At 64.0% G+C, this 21,048-nt stretch carries 23 protein-coding genes and 1 tRNA gene; 13 read left to right on the top strand and 11 right to left on the bottom strand.

Annotated features, from left to right (window positions below; all coding sequences use genetic code 11):
* Window position 1 precedes the first annotated feature (1 nt).
* The 5 genes from ACVIIW_RS31660 to ACVIIW_RS31680 all read left to right on the top strand — a co-directional run bounded on the left by ACVIIW_RS31660 (window position 2) and on the right by ACVIIW_RS31680 (window position 4,679).
* Window positions 2–1,291 (top strand): ABC transporter substrate-binding protein, encoded by a 1,290-nt coding sequence (locus ACVIIW_RS31660; RefSeq protein WP_456704290.1) that lies wholly within the window; start codon window positions 2–4, stop codon window positions 1,289–1,291.
* Entirely contained in the window at window positions 1,291–2,250 is a 960-nt protein-coding gene (locus ACVIIW_RS31665) for an ABC transporter permease (protein ID WP_456705320.1), read from the top strand. The genes ACVIIW_RS31660 and ACVIIW_RS31665 overlap by 1 nt, the downstream gene beginning before the upstream one ends.
* A 3-nt stretch (window positions 2,251–2,253) precedes the next feature.
* Window positions 2,254–3,132, top strand: a complete 879-nt coding sequence (locus ACVIIW_RS31670; protein ID WP_456704291.1) for an ABC transporter permease — start codon at window positions 2,254–2,256, stop codon at window positions 3,130–3,132.
* Between the two features lie 5 nt (window positions 3,133–3,137).
* Window positions 3,138–3,869, top strand: coding sequence for an aspartate/glutamate racemase family protein (locus ACVIIW_RS31675; protein WP_456704292.1), 732 nt, complete (start codon window positions 3,138–3,140; stop codon window positions 3,867–3,869).
* A 315-nt stretch (window positions 3,870–4,184) separates the two neighbouring features.
* Complete coding sequence (locus ACVIIW_RS31680; protein WP_456705321.1) at window positions 4,185–4,679, top strand: hypothetical protein; 495 nt, start codon at window positions 4,185–4,187, stop codon at window positions 4,677–4,679.
* Between the two features lie 198 nt (window positions 4,680–4,877).
* Here ACVIIW_RS31680 and ACVIIW_RS31685 read toward each other — a convergent pair whose 3' ends face one another.
* The 4 genes from ACVIIW_RS31685 to ACVIIW_RS31700 form a co-directional block, all read right to left on the bottom strand.
* Window positions 4,878–5,258: a hypothetical protein gene (locus ACVIIW_RS31685; RefSeq protein ID WP_456704293.1), complete on the bottom strand. Its 381-nt coding sequence runs from the start codon at window positions 5,256–5,258 to the stop codon at window positions 4,878–4,880.
* 86 nt (window positions 5,259–5,344) lie between these two features.
* Entirely contained in the window at window positions 5,345–5,587 is a 243-nt protein-coding gene (locus ACVIIW_RS31690) for a hypothetical protein (RefSeq protein ID WP_456704294.1), read from the bottom strand.
* A 200-nt stretch (window positions 5,588–5,787) separates the two neighbouring features.
* Window positions 5,788–6,318 carry a gamma carbonic anhydrase family protein gene (locus tag ACVIIW_RS31695; RefSeq protein WP_456704295.1) on the bottom strand — a complete coding sequence of 177 codons (531 nt, stop codon included), beginning with the start codon at window positions 6,316–6,318 and terminating at the stop codon, window positions 5,788–5,790.
* A gap of 85 nt (window positions 6,319–6,403) precedes the next feature.
* The gene (locus ACVIIW_RS31700) at window positions 6,404–6,733 is read right to left on the bottom strand and encodes a DUF6949 family protein (RefSeq protein ID WP_092228601.1); all 330 of its coding nucleotides are present in this window, start codon (window positions 6,731–6,733) and stop codon (window positions 6,404–6,406) included.
* Between the two features lie 219 nt (window positions 6,734–6,952).
* Between ACVIIW_RS31700 and ACVIIW_RS31705 the strand changes: the two genes are divergently transcribed.
* Window positions 6,953–7,672, top strand: coding sequence for a hypothetical protein (locus ACVIIW_RS31705; RefSeq protein ID WP_456704296.1), 720 nt, complete (start codon window positions 6,953–6,955; stop codon window positions 7,670–7,672).
* 119 nt (window positions 7,673–7,791) lie between these two features.
* Here ACVIIW_RS31705 and ACVIIW_RS31710 read toward each other — a convergent pair whose 3' ends face one another.
* From ACVIIW_RS31710 to cysE, 3 genes are all read right to left on the bottom strand, one after another.
* Window positions 7,792–9,027, bottom strand: coding sequence for an FAD-binding domain (locus ACVIIW_RS31710; protein WP_456704297.1), 1,236 nt, complete (start codon window positions 9,025–9,027; stop codon window positions 7,792–7,794).
* Window positions 9,028–9,119: 92 nt separating this feature from the next.
* Window positions 9,120–9,338, bottom strand: coding sequence for a DUF3126 family protein (locus ACVIIW_RS31715; protein WP_007602550.1), 219 nt, complete (start codon window positions 9,336–9,338; stop codon window positions 9,120–9,122).
* A gap of 124 nt (window positions 9,339–9,462) precedes the next feature.
* Window positions 9,463–10,287, bottom strand: a complete 825-nt coding sequence (gene cysE, locus ACVIIW_RS31720) for a serine O-acetyltransferase (RefSeq protein WP_456704298.1) — start codon at window positions 10,285–10,287, stop codon at window positions 9,463–9,465.
* 276 nt (window positions 10,288–10,563) lie between these two features.
* On the opposite strand from cysE, the gene ACVIIW_RS31725 reads away from it, so the two are divergent.
* Window positions 10,564–11,937, top strand: coding sequence for a hypothetical protein (locus tag ACVIIW_RS31725; RefSeq protein ID WP_456704299.1), 1,374 nt, complete (start codon window positions 10,564–10,566; stop codon window positions 11,935–11,937).
* On the opposite strand, the gene ACVIIW_RS31730 is transcribed toward ACVIIW_RS31725, so the two are convergent.
* Complete coding sequence (locus ACVIIW_RS31730) at window positions 11,923–12,678, bottom strand: alpha/beta fold hydrolase (RefSeq protein WP_456704300.1); 756 nt, start codon at window positions 12,676–12,678, stop codon at window positions 11,923–11,925. The genes ACVIIW_RS31725 and ACVIIW_RS31730 overlap by 15 nt on opposite strands.
* A 35-nt stretch (window positions 12,679–12,713) precedes the next feature.
* Window positions 12,714–13,850 (bottom strand): hypothetical protein, encoded by a 1,137-nt coding sequence (locus tag ACVIIW_RS31735; RefSeq protein WP_456704301.1) that lies wholly within the window; start codon window positions 13,848–13,850, stop codon window positions 12,714–12,716.
* 319 nt (window positions 13,851–14,169) lie between these two features.
* Here ACVIIW_RS31735 and ACVIIW_RS31740 point away from each other — a divergent pair, with 319 nt between their 5' ends.
* The gene (locus tag ACVIIW_RS31740) at window positions 14,170–14,415 is read left to right on the top strand and encodes a zinc-finger domain-containing protein (protein WP_007602543.1); all 246 of its coding nucleotides are present in this window, start codon (window positions 14,170–14,172) and stop codon (window positions 14,413–14,415) included.
* A gap of 19 nt (window positions 14,416–14,434) precedes the next feature.
* Window positions 14,435–15,655: an FAD-dependent monooxygenase gene (locus ACVIIW_RS31745; RefSeq protein ID WP_456704302.1), complete on the top strand. Its 1,221-nt coding sequence runs from the start codon at window positions 14,435–14,437 to the stop codon at window positions 15,653–15,655.
* Here the strand turns inward: ACVIIW_RS31745 and ACVIIW_RS31750 are convergent.
* Window positions 15,633–16,043, bottom strand: coding sequence for a twin-arginine translocation pathway signal (locus ACVIIW_RS31750; protein ID WP_456704303.1), 411 nt, complete (start codon window positions 16,041–16,043; stop codon window positions 15,633–15,635). The genes ACVIIW_RS31745 and ACVIIW_RS31750 overlap by 23 nt on opposite strands.
* 169 nt (window positions 16,044–16,212) lie before the next feature.
* On the opposite strand from ACVIIW_RS31750, the gene ACVIIW_RS31755 reads away from it, so the two are divergent.
* Window positions 16,213–16,301: transfer RNA gene (locus ACVIIW_RS31755), tRNA-Leu, on the top strand.
* Window positions 16,302–16,309: 8 nt separating this feature from the next.
* Here the strand turns inward: ACVIIW_RS31755 and ACVIIW_RS31760 are convergent.
* A complete protein-coding gene (locus ACVIIW_RS31760; protein ID WP_456704304.1) occupies window positions 16,310–17,608 on the bottom strand; it encodes a hypothetical protein in 1,299 nt (432 codons plus the stop codon).
* Between the two features lie 352 nt (window positions 17,609–17,960).
* Here ACVIIW_RS31760 and ACVIIW_RS31765 point away from each other — a divergent pair, with 352 nt between their 5' ends.
* The 3 genes from ACVIIW_RS31765 (at window position 17,961) to ACVIIW_RS31775 (ending at window position 21,043) form a co-directional block, all read left to right on the top strand.
* Window positions 17,961–19,451 (top strand): hypothetical protein, encoded by a 1,491-nt coding sequence (locus ACVIIW_RS31765; RefSeq protein ID WP_456704305.1) that lies wholly within the window; start codon window positions 17,961–17,963, stop codon window positions 19,449–19,451.
* A gap of 144 nt (window positions 19,452–19,595) precedes the next feature.
* Window positions 19,596–20,846, top strand: coding sequence for a multidrug effflux MFS transporter (locus tag ACVIIW_RS31770; RefSeq protein WP_456704306.1), 1,251 nt, complete (start codon window positions 19,596–19,598; stop codon window positions 20,844–20,846).
* A gap of 56 nt (window positions 20,847–20,902) precedes the next feature.
* Window positions 20,903–21,043, top strand: coding sequence for a hypothetical protein (locus ACVIIW_RS31775; protein ID WP_456704307.1), 141 nt, complete (start codon window positions 20,903–20,905; stop codon window positions 21,041–21,043).
* The last annotated feature ends 5 nt before the right edge of the window (window positions 21,044–21,048 follow it).

Raw genomic sequence — 21,048 nt, forward strand, 5'->3', positions numbered from 1 at the left:
AATGACAAAGACCACCAAGACATCGGGCGTCAGCCGCCGCACGCTGCTCAAGGGCACCGCGGGTCTCGCGGGCCTCGCCGCCGGCTCCGGCGCCATCACCGGCTTCCCCTACGTAATGTCGGCCGAGCCGAAGGTGCTGCGCTATCTCGGCACCGCCGTGAACGAGGGCGACGACATCTCCAAGCAGTGCCTGAAGGACACCGGCATCAAGATCGACTACATCACCGCGACCACCGACGACGTCACCAAGCGCGTGATGACCCAGCCGAACTCCTTCGACGTGCTGGACACCGAATATTTCTCGCTGAAGAAGATCGTTCCGTCGGGCAACATCCTTGCCCTCGACGCCAAGAAGATCAAGGAATTCGACAACATCACGCCTGTCTTCACCAAGGGCGAGACGCCCGGCGGCAAGAAGATCGGCGGCCAGGGCACCGCGCCGTGGAAAGTGCTCTATCTCGAGGGCAAGGATTCCAAGAAATTCGCGACGTCGCCGACCGAGTACGTCACGCTGATCCCGACCGTGTACAACGCCGACACGCTTGGCATCCGTCCCGACCTCATCAAGCGCCCGATCAACTCCTGGGCTGAGCTGCTCAACCCCGAGTTCAAGGGCAAGGCCTCGATCCTCAACATCCCCTCGATCGGCATTATGGATGCCGCGATGGTCGTGGAAGCCACCGGCAAGTACAAATATGCCGACAAGGGCAACATGACCAAGGAAGAGATCGATCTCACCATGAAGGTGATGACCGAGGCGAAGAAGGCCGGACAGTTCCGCGCGTTCTGGAAGGACTTCAACGAAAGCGTCAACCTGATGGCTTCGGGTGAGACCGTGATCCAGTCGATGTGGTCGCCGGCGGTGACGAAGGTGCGTTCGATGGGCATCGCCTGCACCTTCCAGCCGCTCAAGGAAGGCTACCGCTCCTGGGCATCGGGCTTCTGCGTCTCCAAGGGCGTGTCCGGTCCGAAGCTCGATTGGGCCTACGAGTTCGTCAACTGGTTCTTGTCAGGCTATGCCGGCGCCTATCTCAATCGCCAAGGCTACTACTCGGCCGTGCTCTCGACCGCAAAGGCCAACATGGAGCCGTACGAGTGGGCCTACTGGATGGAGGGCAAGCCCGCCGAGAAGGACATCAAGGCGCCCGACGGCTCGCTGCTGGAGAAGGCAGGTTCCGTGCGCGACGGCGGCTCCTACGAGGACCGCATGGGCGGGGTGGCGTGCTGGAACGCCGTGATGGACGAGAACGACTACATGGTCCGCAAGTGGAACGAGTTCATCGCCGCGTGATGGATACGTCGGAGGACATCCTGCAACAGGCGCCCCCGGACATTGTCCGGGGGACCGACACGAGGCGCGCGGCCAAATCCGCGCGCCTGTCGCCCTCCTTCGTCTCCTGGCTACAGGCCGGGCCGATGATGCTGGTGTTTGTCGCTTTCTTCCTGATCCCGCTCGTCTTCGTCGTCATTGTCTCGTTCTGGGACTACAACGAATACCAATTGCTGCCGGCGCTCTCGGGCCGCGGCTACACCGACACGTTCGAAGGCTGCATCGCGCAGCTCCCCGATCTCTGCACCATCGCAAAAACCTATGTGAAGACGCTGAAGCTGTGCTTCCTGGTCTGGGCCATCACGCTCTTCATCGGCTTCTGGGTCGCCTATTTCCTCGCCTTCCACGTCAAATCCAAGACCTGGCAGATGGGACTCTCGCTGCTCTGTACGATCCCGTTCTGGACCTCCAACGTGATCCGCATGATTGCCTGGATCCCGCTGCTTGGGCGCAACGGGCTGGTGAATTCCGGACTGATGAAGACGGGCCTGATCAACCAGCCGCTGGAGTGGCTGCTGTTCTCCGAATTCTCGGTGGTGCTGGCGCTGGTGCACCTCTTCACCTTCTTCATGGTCGTGCCGATCTTCAATTCGATGATCCGCATCGACAAATCGCTGATCGAGGCGGCCTATGACGCCGGCGCCACCGGCTTCCAGACGCTGGTCAACGTCATCGTTCCCCTGGCGAAGCCCGGAATCGTGATCGGCTCGATCTTCGTCATCACCATCGTGATGGGCGACTTCATCACCATCGGCGTGATGGGCGGCCAGCAGATCGCGGCGGCCGGCAAGATCATCGAGACGCGGGTGAACGCGCTGCAATTCCCGGCCGCAGCCGCCAACGCCGTGATCCTGCTCGTCATCACGTTCCTGATCATCACCATGATGTCGCGCATCGTCGACATCAAGAAGGAGCTCTAGGCGATGAAGGAAGGGCGCCCCCGCAGCTTCTATATTCTCGCGATCTTCTTCGCAGCCTACGTGCTGTTTCTTTATGGACCGATGATTGCGATCTACGTGTTGTCGTTCCAGGGGCCCCAAGGTGGCCTCACCTTCCCGATGAACGGCGTGTCGACCTATTGGCTGACAAAGCTGTTCCAGGGCACCGGCATCATCGATCTCGGCGCGTCCTTCCGCCGCTCGCTGTTGCTTGGCGTCATCGTGATGGCTGTCACGGTCGTGCTGTCGATTGCCGCCGGCATGGCCTTCCGCAGGAAGTTCAGGGCGCAGAGCATTCTGTTCTATTCGGCGATTGCGAGCCTGATCGTGCCCTCGATCATCACCTCGCTCGGGATCTCGCTTGAATTCCGTATCATCGACGATCTGATCAAGGCGCATTGGAACGAGAATTTCGAGACATCGATGGGCCTGCTGACCTCCGGGCTCGGTGCGCATCTGACCTGGACGCTGCCGTTCGGCCTGCTGATCATGTTCGCGATCTTCAACCGCTTCGATCCCCGGCTCGAGGAGGCCGCACGCGATCTCGGCGCGACGCCGTGGCAAACGTTCCGCCATGTCGTGCTGCCGATCATCCTGCCGTCGGTGATCGGTATCGGTCTGTTCGGCTTCACGCTGTCCTGGGACGAACTCGCGCGCTCCAGCCAGGCGATCGGTGCGGTCAATACATTGCCGCTCGATCTCCAGGGCCTCACCACGACAGTGACGAACCCGGACATCTATGCGCTCGGCACGATCATCTCCGCGGTCTCCTTCGCTGTGATCGCGCTCGCGCTCGGCACGATCCACATGCTCAACAAGCGCCAGGCGGCCAAGGGCTCGGACGCCGGCAAAGGACTCCTCTGATCGCGATGCGGCTTCACGTCGTCAATCCCAACACCACCGCGTCGATGACGGCGAAGATCGCCGCAGCGGCACGGGCGGTCGCGCTGCCCGATACCGTGATCGACGCGCGCCAGCCGGCGATGGGCCCGGTCTCGATCGAGGGATTCTACGACGAGGCCTTCGCCGTCCCGGGCATGCTCGGCTGCATCCGCGAGGCCGACCGCGACGGCGCGAATGCCCACATCATCGCCTGCTTCGACGACACCGGCCTCGATGCCGCGCGCGCGGCGGCACAAGCGCCTGTCATCGGTATCGGCGAAGCGGGCTTCCACATCGCAAGCCTGATCGCCGCACGCTTTGCCGTGGTGACGACGCTCGGTGTCTCCATCGTGCCGATCGAACATAATCTGCGGAAGTACGGCCTCGCCGAGCGTTGCGCCCGCGTCCGCGCCGCCGAGGTCCCTGTGCTCGCGCTCGAAGAGCGCAACTCAGACGCCCTTGGAAAGATCTCCGCGGAGATCACCGCCGCGATCCGAAACGATCGTGCTGAAGCAATCGTGCTCGGCTGTGCCGGCATGGCCGATCTTGCCGCCGAACTCGCCGACACACACGGCCTGCCCGTGGTCGACGGCGTCGCGGCTGCGGTGACGCTGGCCGAGGGACTGGTGCGGCTTGGGTTGAAGACCTCGCGGCTCGGCCCGTACGCGGCGCCGAGGCCGAAGCCCTATGCCGGTCCATTCGCGCCATTCCAGCCCTAGCCTGGCCCCGCCGACGGTCCGTCAGGCGAAGACCGCCGGTGACCGGCACCGGCCTCGTCGGCCTACTCGTCTTTGCCACCGATGTCATGGAGCGCGCGACCTGGTAGAGCAACAGGTCCCCACGTTTTCTTCTTCGGCCGGTGACCTCGGTCGCAGGAGCCGTCCCTCTGGTCAATCGCCTTTTTTTCCACCGACGGCCACCTTTTCGTCCCATTTGTTGCTGAACGGTAACCCTTTCGGGACGTCCCGGCCGCCCTGTTTCTCGTGCTGCCGCTCTTCGCCACTCGCCAAGTTTCAATTTGGGTTTTGTCAGCGATGATCGATCTCGCAGAGGACACACCGTCCAATCCATTCGTCCGCCTCGGCGCCCAGCCGATCGCGTTGACGGCTGCCGCGCTGCTGCTGCTGATCGCCGGGGTCACCTCGATCGCGATCTGGCGGGCTTATACCGGCGCTGCCCCCGAAACGGACCGGGCGGTCGCGTCGCGGCAGCTCCAGGTGCGGGCGGCGCAAGCCTCCGAGCAACTCGTCGAGAAGACCAAGGGGCTGGAGGCGACCCAACAGGAATCGATCGACCAGCTCCAGGTCGTTCAGGACCAGCTTTTGACCATGAAGCGGCTGCTCGCCTCGCAACAGGCCGACACCAAGCGCCTGTCAGAACAGGTGGCCAATCTGAACGACGCCATCGACGGGTTGCGGCAATCCTTTGCCAGTGTTCGCGCCAACGAGGCTGACGCGCCCGCAGTTACCCCGAGGAAACCGGCGCGCCACCGTGTCCATGCCAGCGCCCGCAAACGCGCAAGCGGCTGATTGGATCCCTCGCTACGGGCTTTATTTTTGTCAGATGTGAAATGGATCACATTCGCCCGTATGATTCCGGGCGATGCTGGCCCATACCGGATGGCGTGAGCCGATTTCAATATCCGGGGCTGGCAAGGTCGTTGACGGTATACTGCGTCAACGGCCTTGTTTTTTGGCTCCGTATTCTGCTGCCTCAATCGGCCGGCTTTATTCACATACCTGAACGCGGCGAACGCGCCAGCCCCACTGCGTCATGACCCGCTGCCGCACGAGGTAGCACTGCGAGCCATAGCCGCCATCGTCATATCCCGCGCCGTAATAATAGGGGTCGCCGTAGTACGGGTAGCCATAGCCATAGCCACCAAAATAGCCGGCGCCCGCGATACCGGCACCAAGGGCGACACCGGGCCAGAAACCGCCGCCATGCCAGCCGTGGCCCCAGCCGCCGTGACCCCAGCCGCCGCCCCAATGGCCACCACCACCCCAATGGCCGCCGCCACCGAAACCAGCCCGCGCCTGCGCCGCCTCGGGCGCTGCGAGGCCGACTGCCGCGACGGCCAGCGCGGCCATGATCATCTTGCGTAACATCAACTCACCCTCCGCGTGGACACGCTCCACACTTCAAAACAGGTGCAAGCTAGTGTCACTCCGGATTTGATGATAGGCGCGCCGGCTCACTTCCGCGCGAGCGTCGGCAGCCGCGGTGACATCTCGCGCTTGGCGATGCGGTCGAGGACCGCCGCGACATATTTCGCGACGTCGCCGCTGAACAATCCGCTCTTGTTGGCGTTCATTGCGACCACGGCGGCCTTGCCGTCGAGCATGATCAGGCCCTGCGGCATGCTGTTGATCGCGGCGGCGAGCCGCCAGTTCTTGGCCTGGTACTTGTCGTTGAACTGGTCGCGCTCGGTGCACAATGTCGGACAGGCGGGCCAACACCGAGGCCAGCATCACGACGACGTTCAAGCCGGCGCGACGAGCTCAAGTATGAACAGATAGCCCGCGGCGAGCGGTTCTCGTCCACGGCCTCGGCGAGTTCACGGTGACGGCGCACCGGACCATCGGCGAACTGCTTGGCCGCACCAACTCGGGCCCGGCCCGATCACCGGGCATGGCCTCAGCCGATCCGCTTGAGGCCCTTTTTGAAGCGCGGGCCGTTGGCGACGTAAAACCTCGCCGCACTTCCCATCTTCTGCACCTGGGGCTCGTCGAGTGTGCGGATCACGCGCGCGGGCGAGCCGATGATCAGCGAACGTTCGGGAAATTCCTTGCCCTCGGTGATCACGGAGCCGGCGCCGACGATGCTGTTGCGGCCGATCTTCGCGCCGTTCATCACGATCGAGCCCATGCCGATCAGCGCGCCCTCCTCGATGGTGCAGCCATGCAGGATGACGTTGTGACCGACGGTGCAGTTCCTGCCGACGACCAGCGGAAAGCCGAGATCGGTGTGGCAGGTCGAGCCGTCCTGCACATTGGCGCCCTCGCCGATCTCGATCCACTCATTGTCGCCACGCAGCACCGCACCGAACCAGACGCTCGCACCCGGCTTCAAGCGCACGCGGCCGATCACGGTCGCAGTTTCCGCGATGAAATAATCGCCGTCAGAGGGAAGATCGGGCGCCTGCCCGTCGAGCTCGTAGATCGCCATGGAGGTCTCCTGTCGCGTCAAACCCAGCCATAGCGAAACGACGGCGCGGAGGCAAAGGTCGCCGCAGCCGGCACCCCTGCAAACGTCAGCCCAGGACGCCGGTGGCGCGCAGCGTCATCAGGAAGAAGGTGCCGCTCATCATGCTCCAGAAGCCGGCAATGACGGTCGCCATCATCACGAATTCGAAGCGGCGGCTTTCCAGCCGCATGCCGCGCAGCGTGTTGCGCATGATGATGAAGGGCGCGGCAAACACCAGGAACGGCACCGCTGCAAATGTCCGGGGGGCGACGCCCTCCTGCAACAGCCCGAAACCTGCGGGCCGCTGCGACATCGCCTGGTATCCATTGGCGAGCGCGCCCGCGAGCGCGAAGCCGATGCAGATCGCGAACAAGGTGTTGAGAGCTTCAGGTGTCATCGGAACAGTCCGCCCATACGCAACGCGAGGAGCCTTCCTGTGACAAATCGTGCCGGTTAACGCTACATTATCCTTAAGCGAAGGTTAACGGCGCCCCCGCCCGACGCAGAGCCGCCTTGTTCCCGGCAGGATCGGAACGTTCCGCGAAATCGCCGTCACGTGCCATATTCGCCGGTGATTCGTCGGCCAGCGGCCGACCCGGCCCATTTGCGTGACGTCATGACGGTGTTTTCGGCAACCTCCCCTCGCTCGCCCAAGGCAAGCGCAAGAACGCGCCCGCGGGCGCATTTCGTCCCGCTCGCGCTCACGGGCGTGTTCGCGGCGGGTGCGGTCGCGCTGGTCGCCTATCTGCTGTGGCCGACCTGGAGCCCGGGCGGCGTTGATGCTCCGGACAAGCTGCCCGTCAGCGTCGGCGGGACGCTGTTCAACCTGCCGATCTCCGCGATCCGGATGAAGATCCAGCGGCACTCCGGACCGCAGGAGCGCATCGATCTCGATTTCCTCTATCCCTCGCTCGACGCACCGAGCGGCCCGACGCATGTGACCGCCGATACCGTCAACACGGCCATGCAGCCGATCGACCGCATCTTCCTCTCGATCGCGGCACATCACGATGCGCTTTCGCCCGAGCAACGCACCGCGACCATCTATCCGCACTATCTCGACCAGTCCGTGACGACACCTGCCGATGGATTGACGATGCGCCCGTTCCGCAGCGACACGCCCTATGGCAGCGAGGATCTCTATTCCGCCACCAGCCCCGCGCTGACTGCGCGCTGCACGCGCGATGCAGCCACACCCGGGATGTGCCTGTCGGAGCGCCGCGTCGACGGCGCCGACCTCACCTTCCGCTTTCCGCGCAGCTGGCTGTCGCAATGGCGCGACGTCGCGGACGCCATGGACAAGCTGACCGCGCAGTTGCGCGGGCCGAAGGCGTAAGCGCGGCCTCGATAACAAAAAGTCGAAAACAACCCCATGCACAGTAGCCGGGGCCGGCGACGGTTCGTATTTACCGAATTATGACTTGACCCGTCGGGCAAAACAGGGGCACGATGGCATCATCGCACGATCCCCCGGCCCCCGCGCAGTTCAGTCGCTCCCTCGTCGCGCTCCTCCCAGCGATAGTCCGGCAGATCCAGCCTGTCCGCGATGTCGCGGCCAACTACAAGTCTGGCCGCACCGGGCAACGAGAACGCCCTGACGACCTGGTTTCGAAACCACAGGCCGCGCGACGTCCTCGGCGCGAAGGCAGCGGCAAAGCGCTTCGCTCCGCGCTGCTTCCTGGAGATATAGCTCCGCAATCGCGTCTCGTAGGCGCTGAATGCTTCGCAGTAGCTGCCGCCAGCGCGTGCGAGCTCACCGGCAAGCACGTAGGCGGAGATCACGGCGAGCGCCGAGCCCTGCCCCGCGACCAGCGACACGCAGAAGGCCGCATCGCCAATCAGGGCAACGCGCCCTCGCGACCAGCGGTCCATCTCGATCTGGCTGACACGATCGAAATACAACTCGTTCGCACGATCCAGTTCGCCGGCGATCGCCGGCCACTCCCATCGCGCGGCGCGATAGACGTCACGCAGCTTCGCCTTCTGCTCGGCAACCGTGGCGGGCCATCGATCGGTGTCACCGGTGAAAATGCAAACGAACAGCGTTCGGTCATCACGCAGGGTAAAGCGCCCGATCATGCGGCCCGGCTTGGCGTACATGAGGTACGTGTTCTCGTCGCGCCTGTCGTAACCGTCGGTCTCGAATGCGGCGACACCGTAGCCGAGATGCCGTTCGAAAGCCTGTTGCGGCCCGAAGGCAAGACGCCGTACCTGTGAATGTAGACCGTCGGCGCCGACCACGAGATCGAAGTGGCGCTCTCCACCACGCCGCAGGCGAACCCTGACCTCGTCGGCCCGCTCCTCGAGCGCGACGATCTCGTCGCCGAAGAGGACCTCGATGGAATCGGCAGATGCCTCGTACAGCAAGCGCGACAGATCGCTTCGCGCCAGCGTGACGTAACGTCCACCCGTGAGTTCGTCGAATACGCGTGTGCCGAAGCCGGCAATGCGCCCGCCGTCATCGTCGATGATGCGCATCTCGCGCACGTGATAGCCGGCGCGATTGATCGCCGGCAGCAGCCCCATGCGCTCTGCAATGTCGTAACCCAGTCCCCAGAAGTCGATGACGTAGCCGCCGCGACGAAGCGCGGGCGCACGCTCGACCAGCGTCGGCACGTAGCCGGTACGCTGCAGCCAATAGGCCAATGTCGGCCCCGCGATCCCCGCCCCGGAGATCAGCACAGATTTCATGAAGGGAATATGGGACAGGCGGCGACCGATTACACCGCCGCGTCAATCACCAAATGATGACTGCGGAGTTCCGCGTCACGTCACCGGCCGACCTATTCCTGATCGACCAGATCGTCTTCCAGGATCGCCATCTGAAACTGGAACGAGCGATCATCGTCCTCGTCGTCGACGAACAACACGCCGATGAACTCCTCGCCGATATAGACTTCGGCGGAATCGTCCTTCTTCGGCCGGGGCACGACGCGGATCTTGGGATTGCCGAATACGCGCTTCAAATACGCATCTAACTTTCTGACTTCTTTGACGTCCACGGCAAGTCTCCGATCAAAATTGGTCGGCGGGTTTTAGGACGAGACGCGACGAACCGCCAGCATGAATTGCCAAAGAATTTGGGGGACGAAAAGGCCGGAGAATCCGGCCCTCGAGCTCACGAATTCAAAGACCCATCGCGTTGATCATCTGGTCCATGGTGCGCGACGGCTCGGCACAGCCGGCCTCGCCGACGATCTTGGCCGGCACGCCGGCGACCGTGACGTTGTGCGGCACCGGCTTCACCACGACCGAGCCGGCCGCGATGCGCGCGCAATGGCCGATCTCGATGTTGCCGAGGATCTTTGCGCCGGCGCCGATCAACACGCCATGACGAATCTTGGGATGGCGATCCTCGTTCTCCTTGCCGGTGCCGCCGAGCGTGACGCCATGCAGGATCGAGACGTCGTCCTCGATCACAGCGGTCTCGCCGCAGACGAAGCCGGTGGCGTGGTCGAGGAAGACGCCGCGGCCGATGCGCGCGGCCGGATTGATGTCGGTCTGGAACACCGCCGACGCGCGGCTCTGCAGGTAATACGCGAAATCCTTGCGGCCCTTCAGGTAGAGCCAGTGCGCCAGGCGATGGGTCTGGAGCGCGTGAAAGCCCTTGAAATAGAGCAAGGGATCGATGAAGCGCGAGGTGGCGGGATCACGGTCGTAAACGGCGACGAGATCGGCGCGGAAGGCGTTGCCCAAATCGGGATCGTCGCGCAAGGCTTCGTCGAAGGTCTGCCGCACCAGATCGCCCGACAGCGCGGAGTGATCGAGCCGGTCGGCGACCCGATGGACCACCGAATCTTCCAGGCGGCTGTGATGCAGCACGGTCGAGTAGATGAAGGTCGCAAGCTCGGGCTCGCGGTGGACGATGTCCTCGGCCTCGCCGCGGATCCGATCCCAGATCGGATCGAGCGTCGCGAGCTTTCCTCCCGGATTGACCTGATGCACTGCCATGGAATCTGCTCTTTCGAATTGGCTCGTTTGGCTGGCTCTATAGCATAGTCTAGACGACAAAGTCCTGACGGGCTTGCCTGAGAGTGAACAGCACCTTGCCCCGCAGAAGCATGCCAACGCTTTGAAACACAAAGGTTTCCCAGAACGCCCCCGAGCGGCGAGGTCGGCTCAAAGTGGTCAGAGTTTCGCCAAATTCAAGCCGGGCGGCGTCAAACTATTGGTGAATTTCGCCTCAACCACTATTGCGGGCATGGTCGGCACGAGGACGGAGCAATCTTGAGCATCACCACCGATCAATTGCGCGCGCGCGCCGCGGGTACCCTTTGGCTGCGGTTGGCGGCGGTGGCTCTGCCCCTCCTCATGATCGCACCGGCGTTCTGGAATGGCTATCCGCTGCTGCAGTGGGATACCGGCGGCTATCTGGCGCGCTGGTACGAGGGTTATCTCGTTCCCAGCCGCTCCACGGTCTTCGGCCTTTATCTGCATTATGGCGAGAATTTCGGGTTCTGGATCAACCTCGCGGTGCAGTCGCTGGCGACGCTGTGGCTGCTGCAGCTGACGCTGCGCGTGCTCTCGATGATGCAGACGTTCCGCTTCGTCGCGATCAGCTTGTTACTGATCCTGTCGACGGCCCTGCCCTGGCTCGCCAGCATGCTGCTCACCGACATCTTCGCGGGCCTTTCGATCCTGTCGCTGTTCCTGCTCGTCATCGGCGGACCGCGGACATCGGTGCTCGAAAAGATCTCGCTGTTCGTCTTCACCGCCTTTGCCGCCGCAACCCACAGCGCCACGCTCGGCGTGCTGCTCGGGCTCTGCGTGGCCGGCTGGATGGCGCGGCCGTTGCTCGGACGTCGCGTCCCGATCGCCGGGCTGGCCTACGCGAGCATGACCATCATAGCCGGCAGCCTGATGCTGCTGTCGGCCAACCACGCTCTGTCGGGGAAATGGGCCTGGACACCCGGCGGCTACGGCGTCGCCTTCGGCCGCATGATGCAGGACGGCATCGTGGCGCGTTTCCTCGATGACCATTGCGCGCGCGAAGACTTCAAGCTTTGTCCCTATCGCAATGAATTGCCGGCGACGGCCGACGAATTCCTGTGGGGCAACAGCATGTTCAACACGCTCGGCCGCTTCGACGGGCTCAATGACGAGATGGGCACCATCGTCGTGCGATCGCTCGCCGATTATCCGGTCTGGCAGGCCGGCGCGGCGCTGCGGGCGATGGGCCAGCAATTGCTCCACGTGGCGACCGGCGAAGGCGCCAGCGTCTGGATCCCGCACACCTATGGCATCATCGAACGCTACATCCCGGGGCAGGTCGCGCCGATGCGCGCGGCACGCCAGCAGCATTGGGGCCTCAATTTCGACTACGTCAACTGGCTGCACGTCCCGGTCGCGCTGGTCTCGATGCTGGGACTGCTCGCGCTGCTCGGACATGCGCTCGCCCATCGCAGGCTCGACGACCTGTCGCTGCTCGCGGCGTCCGTGACGCTCGCGCTGCTGGGCAATGCCTTCATCTGCGGCGTGATCTCGGGCCCGCACGACCGCTATGGCGCACGGATGGTGTGGGTGGCGACCTTCGTGGTGCTGATGGCGCTGTTTCGATCGATCGGCGGTGAACCAGCGGACGACGAATCAGCCGCGGCGTGAGAGAAAGTCGAGCACGCCTGATTTGTAGACCTTGTCGCCGACGGCCCGCATGTGATCGCGGCCCGGTATATCGAGCACTTCCGACCCGGGGATGATCGCGCCAAGCGCGCTGGCCGAACCCGCAACATCGTCGGTCGAGCCGACCGCGATCAGCACCGGCACGTCGATCCGCGCGGCCTCTTGCCTGGTCATGAGCTCGCGCGTGCCGCGCAGGCAGGCGGCGAGCGCACGCCGGTCGGAACGGGTTTGGTCTGCAAACGCACGAAAGGTGCGGCCGACCGGATCGCCGACGTCGCCGAGCGAGGGCGCCTCCAGCGCCTTCGCGACGTTCTCGCCGGGCCCCGTGCCCTCGATCAGGCCGCCGATGCCGATGCCGCCGAGAATCGCCGAGCGCAGCCGCTGCGGCTCGTTGAGGCCGAGCCAGGCCGTCATCCGCCCGCCCATCGAATAGCCCATGATGTCGGCCTGCGGGATGGCGAGATGATCCATCAACGCCAGCACGTCGCCGGCCATGGTGGGAATCGAGTATTGCGCGGGATCGTAAAGCTTTGCGCTCTCGCCATGGCCACGATTATCCAGTGCAATGACGCGGCGGCCGTTCTTGCGCAGCTCCGAGACCCAGGTCGGATAGACCCAGTTCACGTTCTTGCTCGAGGCAAAGCCGTGCACCAGGATGATCGGATCGCCCTCGCCTTCGTCGAGATAGGCAATTTCAACGGCGCCGTTGTGAAAGCTCGGCATCAGCAGTTCCGGATTGTTGGGAGGAAGAGTTGATCTTAGGCCGTTGCGGCCGCACTGGCCAGAGCGGCCTCGGCCGCAGCCTGGGCCCGGCGGAGCCGCCGCGCCCGCCTGCGATCGCACCAGGCCTGGGTCAGGCGCTCGGCGGTCGCCTTGATCGAGGACAGCAGGCCGAACAGCGTCAGGGCAGCGCCGAACAGCCACAGCGTGAGATCGAACGCCCCGCCGACGAGCAGCAGCGCACCGCGGCCGAGCACTTTCATGATCGCGCGCGTCTTGCTGCCTTGCGCTTCCGCAAGCCGCGCCGCGCGCGAAACATCCTTCGGCCCTTCGGCGATCCGCAGCGTATCCATTGCGCCGCGCGCACCTGATTTCTCGGCAACACGCGTGACATCCTTGCCGAGCCGGACCAGCGCGCCGGCTTTCTCGACGCGGAACGCGGCCTTGATCGCGCTCATGGTCTCTCCCGGCCGCAGCACCGAACCGGAGGCGACCGCGTTCTGCAGCATCGGCGCGTCGACCACCTCGCGCGCGGAGCGGCCGGCCCATGCGGCGAGACCTTCGCCGAGCCGTCCGACCTTGCGGGCATCCTTCACCAGCGTCAGCCCGGCGCGCACAGGCGCCGCGCCGCCGGCCGACACGTAGGTCACGGCTGTCACCGCGAGGCCTGCGGTGGCGAGGCCAAGCACCAGGCGGTCGGTGTCCTCGCCCATGGCGAGATGCTTGCCCTCGCGCACGACGTCCCTGATATCGCCGATCACGAAGAGATCGCCGGCCACCGTCCCGGACAGGCTCGCGACGTCGTCGGCATTGCCGGTGACGAGCCCGGTGGCAAAGCGCCTGGCGAAATGCGCGGAGGAATTTTCCACTTTGACGGCATCGGCGACCCGGCTCAGAAGATCGTCGGGCAGCGCGATGTTGCGATCCCGTGCGAGCGCGACAAAGCTGTCGGCGAGATCGGCGTCACCGGCGTGAAGCGCCGCCTCGATATTGTCCTGAACCAGGCGGTCGTTGTTTGCGAGGGCCGCATCGAGCTTGAGTTCGGACAGGGCCGCCGGATCATCCTGGGCGGCGAGAACAGCGCCGGCCTGCCGGGCATGCGGCACTACCTGGGCGAGTACAAGGCTGCATGCAGCAATGCCCGTCAATGCTGAGCTGATTCGCAGCCACTTCATGCTGAAAGCCCTGGACATTCGCTGGATCACTTGCGCGGGATCTTTGCGCCCGATGGTGGTCTTTCGTCACGATTTCGCGTGTCCACAGACATGGTATGCCAAAATTGCGACACAACGTCCCCGACGAAAGAAGGGCTTCTCTGAGGCGACAAGATTGTGTCGAATTTGCATGAGCAAATGAGCATGGGGCAATTGCGAACCTTTCGGTTCCGCCGGGCTAGCAATCACCTGCACCCATCAGTATGGTCCGCGGCGTCAATAATATGCCGCGTCACCGCTGATTGTGTCTGCCGCCATTGCCACTCCAGGATGAACTACGATGTCCGACCATGTCGTCCCGCACTTCCATAACGATGCCGGTGTCCCCGTCATCGAGATCGGCTCGCAAGAGTTCATGTGCGTCGGCGCCAATCCTCCGTTCGATCATCCGCATGTGTTCCTGGACCTCGGCAACGACAACGAGATCATCTGCCCGTACTGCTCGACGCTGTACCGCTTCGCCGCCGACCTGAAGGCGGGCGAAGCCCGCCCCCCCGAATGCGTCTTGAAGGACAAGGTGGCCTGACCGTTCGCTTCGGTCAGGGGTGGCCCTCCCGCGAACGATCGTCATTGCCGGTGCCGGTATCGGAGGACTGACGGCTGCGCTCGCACTGGCGCAGCGCGGTTTCCGCATCGTCGTGCTGGAAAAGGCCGAGCGGCTCGAGGACATCGGCGCCGGCCTGCAACTCTCCCCCAATGCCAGCCGCGTGCTGGTCGAACTCGGCCTGACGGAGCGGCTGAAGCTGCGTGCGGTCGTCCCGGAAGCGGTCTCGATCATGAGTGCGCGCACCGGCGGCGAAGTGCTGCGGATGCCGCTCGGCGAGGCCGCCTCGGCGCGCGCCGGCGCTCCCTATTGGGTGATGCATCGGGCCGACCTGCAATCGGCGCTGTCAGGCGCGGTCGCAGACCATCCCGATATCGATTTGAAATTAGGGGCCACATTCGAAGATGTCGCGCCCCACGCCAAGGGACTGACGGTGGTCCATCGCAGCGGGACCATCCGCCGCAGCGATCTCGCCAGCGCGCTGATCGGCGCCGATGGCATCTGGTCCACGCTCCGCCAGCATCTCTTTCCCGAGGTGCAGCCGCGCTTCTCCGGGCTGATCGCCTGGCGCGGCACGCTCGATGCCACTCAGCTGCCGAAGGAGTTTACGGCGCGGCGGGTGCAGCTCTGGATGGGCTCGAACGCCCATCTCGTCGCCTATCCGATCGCGGGCGGCCGCCAGCTCAACGTGGTGGCGGTGCTGCCGGGGACCTGGAACAGGCCGGGCTGGAGCGCGGCAGGCGATCCCTTGGAGGTGATGGAGGCATTCGCCGCACCGCGCTGGCCGCCGACCGCGCGAATGATGCTGGCCGCCGTCGACAGCTGGCGCAAATGGGCGCTGTTCGGCGTGCCCGAGGGCTGCCCGTGGAGCAAGGGCCCGGTCGCGCTGCTGGGCGACGCCGTGCATGCGATGCTGCCGTTCGCCGCCCAAGGTGCGGGCATGGCGATCGAGGATGCCGCGGTGCTGGCCCGGCATCTGAGCCTCGAGGACGCGCAGGATGCGGCCGGCGTCACGGCGGCGCTGAAGCGGTTTGGTCAGGCGCGTCAGGCGCGTGTCAGGAAGGTGCAGCGCACCGCGCGGCAGCAGGGCCGCATCTATCATCTGGGCGGCCCGTTCGCGATCGCGCGCGATCTTGCGATCCGAGCGCTTGGCCCAGACCGCATGCTGGCCCGGCAGGACTGGATCTACGGCTGGCGCCCTAGCGTTTCGGAGCGGGCTTGATGTCCGGCCGCTGCGGGGTCGCGGCAGCAGGCGTTGCGTCAGGCGGCGTCTCCCGGCACCTGTTGCGGCGCCAGGCGTCCTCGGCCATTTGCGCCGAACCGCGCACCGCGACGTAGTCGTTGCGATAGGCGAGCTCGGACACCACGGCGCCGCCGGTGCCGGTCTCGGCCTTGTCCATCAGCTTCTGCAATTCCACGGTGCGGTTGGCGAGCGACTTTCGCTCCGCCTCGAGCTGCTTGCAGTCGTACAATTCGTATCTGGCGGGATCGGCAAAGGCCGGAGCGATCGTCTCGCTCACGCCGGCACAGCCGGACAGTGCGAAGCCCGCCACGACCAGCGCGGCAGCCGCGCAACCGAGGCGCAGGGACAAGGAATGCGAAACAGGCATGGGCAGAAAAATAGTCCCCGTGAATTGAGAATGCCTAAAGCAGGGCCAGATGTCCGGATTGAGGCTTTGCCTTGTGCCGCCGGCTCGCTTAAGGAAGACACGCCTCCGGCGCAACGCCTCGATTCCAGATCGCCGGATGGGACTTAAGTGTTTGATCTCGTTGGATCAAGCGGGCATGGCGGAATTGGTAGACGCAAGGGACTTAAAATCCCTCGGTGCGCAAGCGCTGTGCCGGTTCGACCCCGGCTGCCCGCACCAGCGATTCGTCACGATTGCGCGCCTTCCGTCTCGAGGCGCTTCGGGTCGGCGCGGAAATCCAGCAACAGGATCCAGTAGCCAAGGAGGGCAATGATGAGGAGGATGAAGCTGCCCTCGAATGCCATTCCCAAGAGCGAGATCACTGCCGGAAAGGCGAGGCCGACGACGACAAATGCGGCGAGTGCCAGGGCCGGAAGATCGACGACGAGTATCGCAGCGTAAAGCGCGAGCTCGAAATAGGCATATTCCTTCAGGCGCGGCGAGCTGAGATAAAGCGCAAACATCGCCAGCACAGTGATACGCATGGCCGTGCGGGGATGATCGATCAGCCCGCGATCCAGTCGCGCCAGCAGCGATCCGCCTTCCCGCGCCGGTTGGCCGTCGACCAGGCGCAGGACGGACACGACGAAGGGCACGAGCACGAGAGCGGATGCAAACAGCGCGTAGACCGCGAATGCCGCTGTCTTGCTGCCGCCAAGGCCGGCATGATCCATGAGGTCCCGCGCAAGCAGCAACAACGATGGATTGATCTCGAAGAGATCGACCACGTGCTGGTCGGGAATCTGTCCCGCCATTGCAAGCTGCCAGCTCGCGAACAGGTCGGGGTACAGCAGCCGCGAGATGAGGATCGGCAATGCGAAACCGAAAGCGGCCACCGCGATCAACGCAAGCTTCGGACCACGCCGCAGCGGCAGGAAATAGAGCGCGGCCAACACGGGCAAGAACACCAGCTTGAACGACGTCACGAGACCGAGCAACGCCGCGCCGGCGAGCCGCAGGCGATAGCTCGGATCCTGCGTCGCTCCACGAGCAGAGGGACGAAGCAAAAGCTGCAACGCGATCGCCGTAAGCAGGCCGCTCAGAATCGCGAAATTTCCCGTCGCTTGCACCCATTCGTAACCGATGAATGCGCCGAGCGCGCAGAGCCCCCTCAGTGCAACATCGCGTGCACTCAGACGCGTCCGGCCAAGACCTGGCAAGAGCAACGCGCAGAGCGCGGCAAGCGCAAGAAACAGGCTCCTGTAGTGACCGACGAAGAAGCCGCCCGCGCAGAGCGGACGGAAAACGTCCAGCGTCAGCGGCAGGTAGGGATAGGACAGCTTGGTGCCCTTCAGATTCTTGACGTAGTACGGATCCAGCCCGTCGACATGCGCATCGACCGCGGCGCAATTGACGCGAATATCCCAGCCGTATTTGACATCCAGCGCAGCGTCGCCGGCGAGATTGGCGAACACCAGGAACGCGACCAGGCCGACGAGACAGGCAAGCCAGGTCTTCCGCCATGCGGTCTTCTCGGATGACCGCATCCATCGTGCGGGACTGGTGATATCGGACACTTTGATGCTTGCCTTGATGGCCTGTTTGCGCCGACGCTCCGGGTGGCGCCCCTCCGGGCACAATGGCCGGGATCAATTGCGGATTCATCTCACCGGGGTGCGGTCCTGCTCCTATGGTGAATCGACCGTTGCCGACCTGGGGGGCACAGCGGAAATCATGAACCAACGACCTTTCTTTCCGTCGTGGAACCGCGTTGTCACAGCTTCGATTTACACAACCTTAGATTATTGCACTCTACAGCGTAGCAAGTCTGCTTCCGGACGAGCAGGCCCAAAAGCATCGCGGACCTTTGACCGTCCGTTTCCACCGTAAGGGACCGAGATGGATGCGCGCGCGAGCTGGAGCACCTCCAGGCAAGACGGCAGCTCCGGCACCGTCCAGTCCAGGTCAACCTTCGGAACCTATGCGTTCCTGATCACCTTTGCCTGTGCCTTTTACCTATCCAATGCATCGCTCCTGCTTGGTCATTATGACCTGGGATGGCACCTCGCCGCCGGCGACTTGATCCGAGCGCACGCGGCCATTCCCTTCCAGGACCCCTGGTCGTTCACCCTCGGCGACAAGCAGTGGTTCAATCTCTCCTGGCTTTGGGACGTGATCGCCAGTCGGCTGGTGCAATCGACCGGCCTGACGGGTCTCGTTCTGCTCGTGGTGGCGTGCGGCGGAATGATCGTCGGATGTCTTGCATCCGCCTGTCTGAGCCGCGGAGCTTCGGCGATCTCCGTTTGCATCGCCGTCTTCGCTGCGGGCCTGCTCTATCCCGCTTATGAGGCGGCCCCCAACATCTATCTCGCCGCTTCGCCCAACGTCGCGACGATGCTGTTCTGCGTGGTCTTCTACAGGGCGTGCCTCGCGGGAACCAAATCGTTGCTGTTGCTGCCCGCGATGATGGTGCTTTGGGTGAATTTGCACGGCGGCTTCCTGATCGGATTCCTCGTCATCGGCGTGTTCTGCGGCACCGCTCTGCTTCAGCAGGATTGGCCGCGCTGCAAACGATATGGCCTTGCGGGACTAGGCTGCGCGGCCGCAGTGCTCGTCAATCCGCTGGGCTGGCGCATCTATGACGGCGTGACGGCGACGATGGGCCACTTCGTGCAGGCCAACATCGGCGAATGGCTGCCCTACTCCCACAATGTTGAAATGCCCGGAAGCATCCCCGGCATGATCTACATGGCGGCCTTTGTAGCGCTCGAGGTGTGTCGCGGACGGCAGTCTCCCATTCCCTTGCAGTCGAGACTGCTCGCCTGGCTCTTCCTCCTGCTGGGCTTCTATCAATTCAGGTACATGTCCTTCTTCTTCCTGTTTTCTGCACTCCCGCTGGCCCTCCACATCGATCAGTTCCTGCCGGGAAGCCCGCCGGCGCGCGAGATTCAGAAATCACTGCTGATTGCAGGCCTGACCGGGGCGCTCGCGCTGCCGATGATCTTCCTGCATGTGGCGCCGGAGCTCGAACTTCCGCAAATGGTGTCGGAACAGGATGCCGACCATCTCAAGGCGCACCTGCCTCATGCGCGGCTCCTGAACCACTGGAACGCTGGCGGGCTCTTGATCTATTACACCCGCGGCGCGGTGCCCCTGTTCGTCGACGGTCGGGCGGCGACGGCCTATCCCGACGATCTGCTGCATGACTATTTCAAGCTGGTTCGAGAAGACATCGACGAGACGGCCTGGGACACCATCATCGACAAATATCGGATCGATGCGGTGCTCTGGGTGAAGGATCACAAGCAGCTGCGCCAGTTCCTGGTGGAAAGACGGGGCTGGCGCGAAGACTATGCGGGCCAGTATGTGAGCGTTTACGTCAAGCCGTAGCTGGGCTGAGCTCAACGCCTCCATCGACCGCGTCTTCACCATTTGTTGTCCGTCCGGAGCCCCGCCGGACAGCCATCCCGAAACATGGGTTGTGCGATGCAGCACGGGCTTTAGATATACCCTCTGAAATCAGAGGTGAGCTGCTTGTCCGACGTCAATGCCGACGATTGGGTGTCCGCCGGACACCGCCCCATGGGGTTTCCCGAATTCGTCATCGTGATCGCGTCCATCATGGCGCTGAATCCGCTTGCGATGGACATGATGCTGCCGGCGCTGCCCAACATCGGCGCGGCCTTCGACATTCCCAATGCCAACCATCTCCAGCTCGTGCTGTCGACCTTCCTGATCGGCTTCGGCGCGGGGCAGTTCGTCATGGGCCCGCTGTCGGACCGGTTCGGACGACGGCCGGTGCTGCTCGGCGGCATGGCAGTCTACGTGGTCGCAAGCGTGCTGGCGGTCGCGGCGCCCTCGTTCGAAACCCTGCTGCTCGCCCGTGCGCTTCAGGGCCTCGGCACCTCGGCAACGCGCGTGATCGCGACCTCGATCGTGCGCGACTGCTATGCCGGACGTCGCATGGCAAGCGTGATGTCGCTTGCGATGATGGTGTTCATCGCCGTGCCTGTGATCGCGCCGTCGTTCGGACAGGCGGTGCTGCTGGTCACGCAATGGCGCGGCATCTTCGTCGTGCTGATGCTGTACGGCTTGCTCGCACTGGCATGGAGCGTGCTGCGGCTGCCTGAAACCCTTCCCGAACAGGAACGCCGGTCGCTCGCGCCCGCCGACGTGTTCTCGGCCTTCCGGCAGACCGTCACCCACCGCCAGACCATCGGCTATGCAACGGCCGCCGGTTGCGTCATCGGCGCGCTGTTCGCCTTCGTCTTCTCGGCGCAGCAGGTGTTCACCGGCATCTATCATCTCGGCCACTATTTCCCGCTCGCCTTTGCCGCGATCGCGGCTGGCACCGCGCTTGCCGGCTTCATCAATGCAAAGCTGGTCGGGCGGCTCGGAATGCGCGTGATCTCGCATGGCGCGCTGACGCTCTACACTCTGGTCGCGGCCGCAATGCTGCTGAGCGAAATCCTCGGCATCTTGCCGTTGTCCCTGTTCATGGTGCTGTCGGCCCTGATGATGTTCTCGTTCGGCATGATGGTCGCCAATTTCACCGCGCTCGCGATGGAGCCGCAGGGTCACATCGCCGGCACCGCCTCCTCGCTCTACGGTTCGATCACCACGCTGATCGGCATCGTGGTCGGAACAGCGATCGGCCAGAGCTTCGACGGCACGCTGCTGCCGTTCTCGGTCGGCTTCTTCCTGTCGACGCTTGCCGCGCTCGCGATCGTGCTGGTGGTCGAGAAGGGGCGGCTGTTCAAGCCTCGGCACCGCCCCATCGTGTGAGGAACCTCGTGCGCCCATCGATGTTGTCCTGCAGCAAATTCGAGAGGCGGATTCAAATGGAATTGGAACAGCGCGACGAACGTTACGAGTCAAACCCGCAGCGCACGGAACGTGTGGCGAGGCGCGACGAACAAGCCGCGGTCAAGCCGCCCTTTGCGAGCGAAGGGCTCGAGCAGGTCCGCGACAGCCATTGCTGAGACAC

This window comes from Bradyrhizobium sp. USDA 4449, assembly GCF_054056275.1.

Excerpts from the sequence above, each read along its gene's own strand:
- ACVIIW_RS31680 (WP_456705321.1), top strand. The coding sequence starts at position 4,185 with ATGATCGATCTCGCAGAGGACACACCGTCCAATCCATTCGTCCGCCTC.
- ACVIIW_RS31685 (WP_456704293.1), bottom strand. The coding sequence starts at position 5,258 with ATGTTACGCAAGATGATCATGGCCGCGCTGGCCGTCGCGGCAGTCGGC.
- ACVIIW_RS31660 (WP_456704290.1), top strand. The coding sequence starts at position 2 with ATGACAAAGACCACCAAGACATCGGGCGTCAGCCGCCGCACGCTGCTC.
- ACVIIW_RS31760 (WP_456704304.1), bottom strand. The coding sequence starts at position 17,608 with ATGCGGTCATCCGAGAAGACCGCATGGCGGAAGACCTGGCTTGCCTGT.
- ACVIIW_RS31700 (WP_092228601.1), bottom strand. The coding sequence starts at position 6,733 with ATGACACCTGAAGCTCTCAACACCTTGTTCGCGATCTGCATCGGCTTC.
- ACVIIW_RS31705 (WP_456704296.1), top strand. The coding sequence starts at position 6,953 with ATGACGGTGTTTTCGGCAACCTCCCCTCGCTCGCCCAAGGCAAGCGCA.
- ACVIIW_RS31710 (WP_456704297.1), bottom strand. The coding sequence starts at position 9,027 with ATGAAATCTGTGCTGATCTCCGGGGCGGGGATCGCGGGGCCGACATTG.
- ACVIIW_RS31695 (WP_456704295.1), bottom strand. The coding sequence starts at position 6,318 with ATGGCGATCTACGAGCTCGACGGGCAGGCGCCCGATCTTCCCTCTGAC.
- ACVIIW_RS31740 (WP_007602543.1), top strand. The coding sequence starts at position 14,170 with ATGTCCGACCATGTCGTCCCGCACTTCCATAACGATGCCGGTGTCCCC.
- ACVIIW_RS31730 (WP_456704300.1), bottom strand. The coding sequence starts at position 12,678 with ATGCCGAGCTTTCACAACGGCGCCGTTGAAATTGCCTATCTCGACGAA.
- cysE (WP_456704298.1), bottom strand. The coding sequence starts at position 10,287 with ATGGCAGTGCATCAGGTCAATCCGGGAGGAAAGCTCGCGACGCTCGAT.
- ACVIIW_RS31775 (WP_456704307.1), top strand. The coding sequence starts at position 20,903 with ATGGAATTGGAACAGCGCGACGAACGTTACGAGTCAAACCCGCAGCGC.
- ACVIIW_RS31750 (WP_456704303.1), bottom strand. The coding sequence starts at position 16,043 with ATGCCTGTTTCGCATTCCTTGTCCCTGCGCCTCGGTTGCGCGGCTGCC.
- ACVIIW_RS31670 (WP_456704291.1), top strand. The coding sequence starts at position 2,254 with ATGAAGGAAGGGCGCCCCCGCAGCTTCTATATTCTCGCGATCTTCTTC.
- ACVIIW_RS31735 (WP_456704301.1), bottom strand. The coding sequence starts at position 13,850 with ATGAAGTGGCTGCGAATCAGCTCAGCATTGACGGGCATTGCTGCATGC.
- ACVIIW_RS31665 (WP_456705320.1), top strand. The coding sequence starts at position 1,291 with ATGGATACGTCGGAGGACATCCTGCAACAGGCGCCCCCGGACATTGTC.
- ACVIIW_RS31675 (WP_456704292.1), top strand. The coding sequence starts at position 3,138 with ATGCGGCTTCACGTCGTCAATCCCAACACCACCGCGTCGATGACGGCG.
- ACVIIW_RS31765 (WP_456704305.1), top strand. The coding sequence starts at position 17,961 with ATGGATGCGCGCGCGAGCTGGAGCACCTCCAGGCAAGACGGCAGCTCC.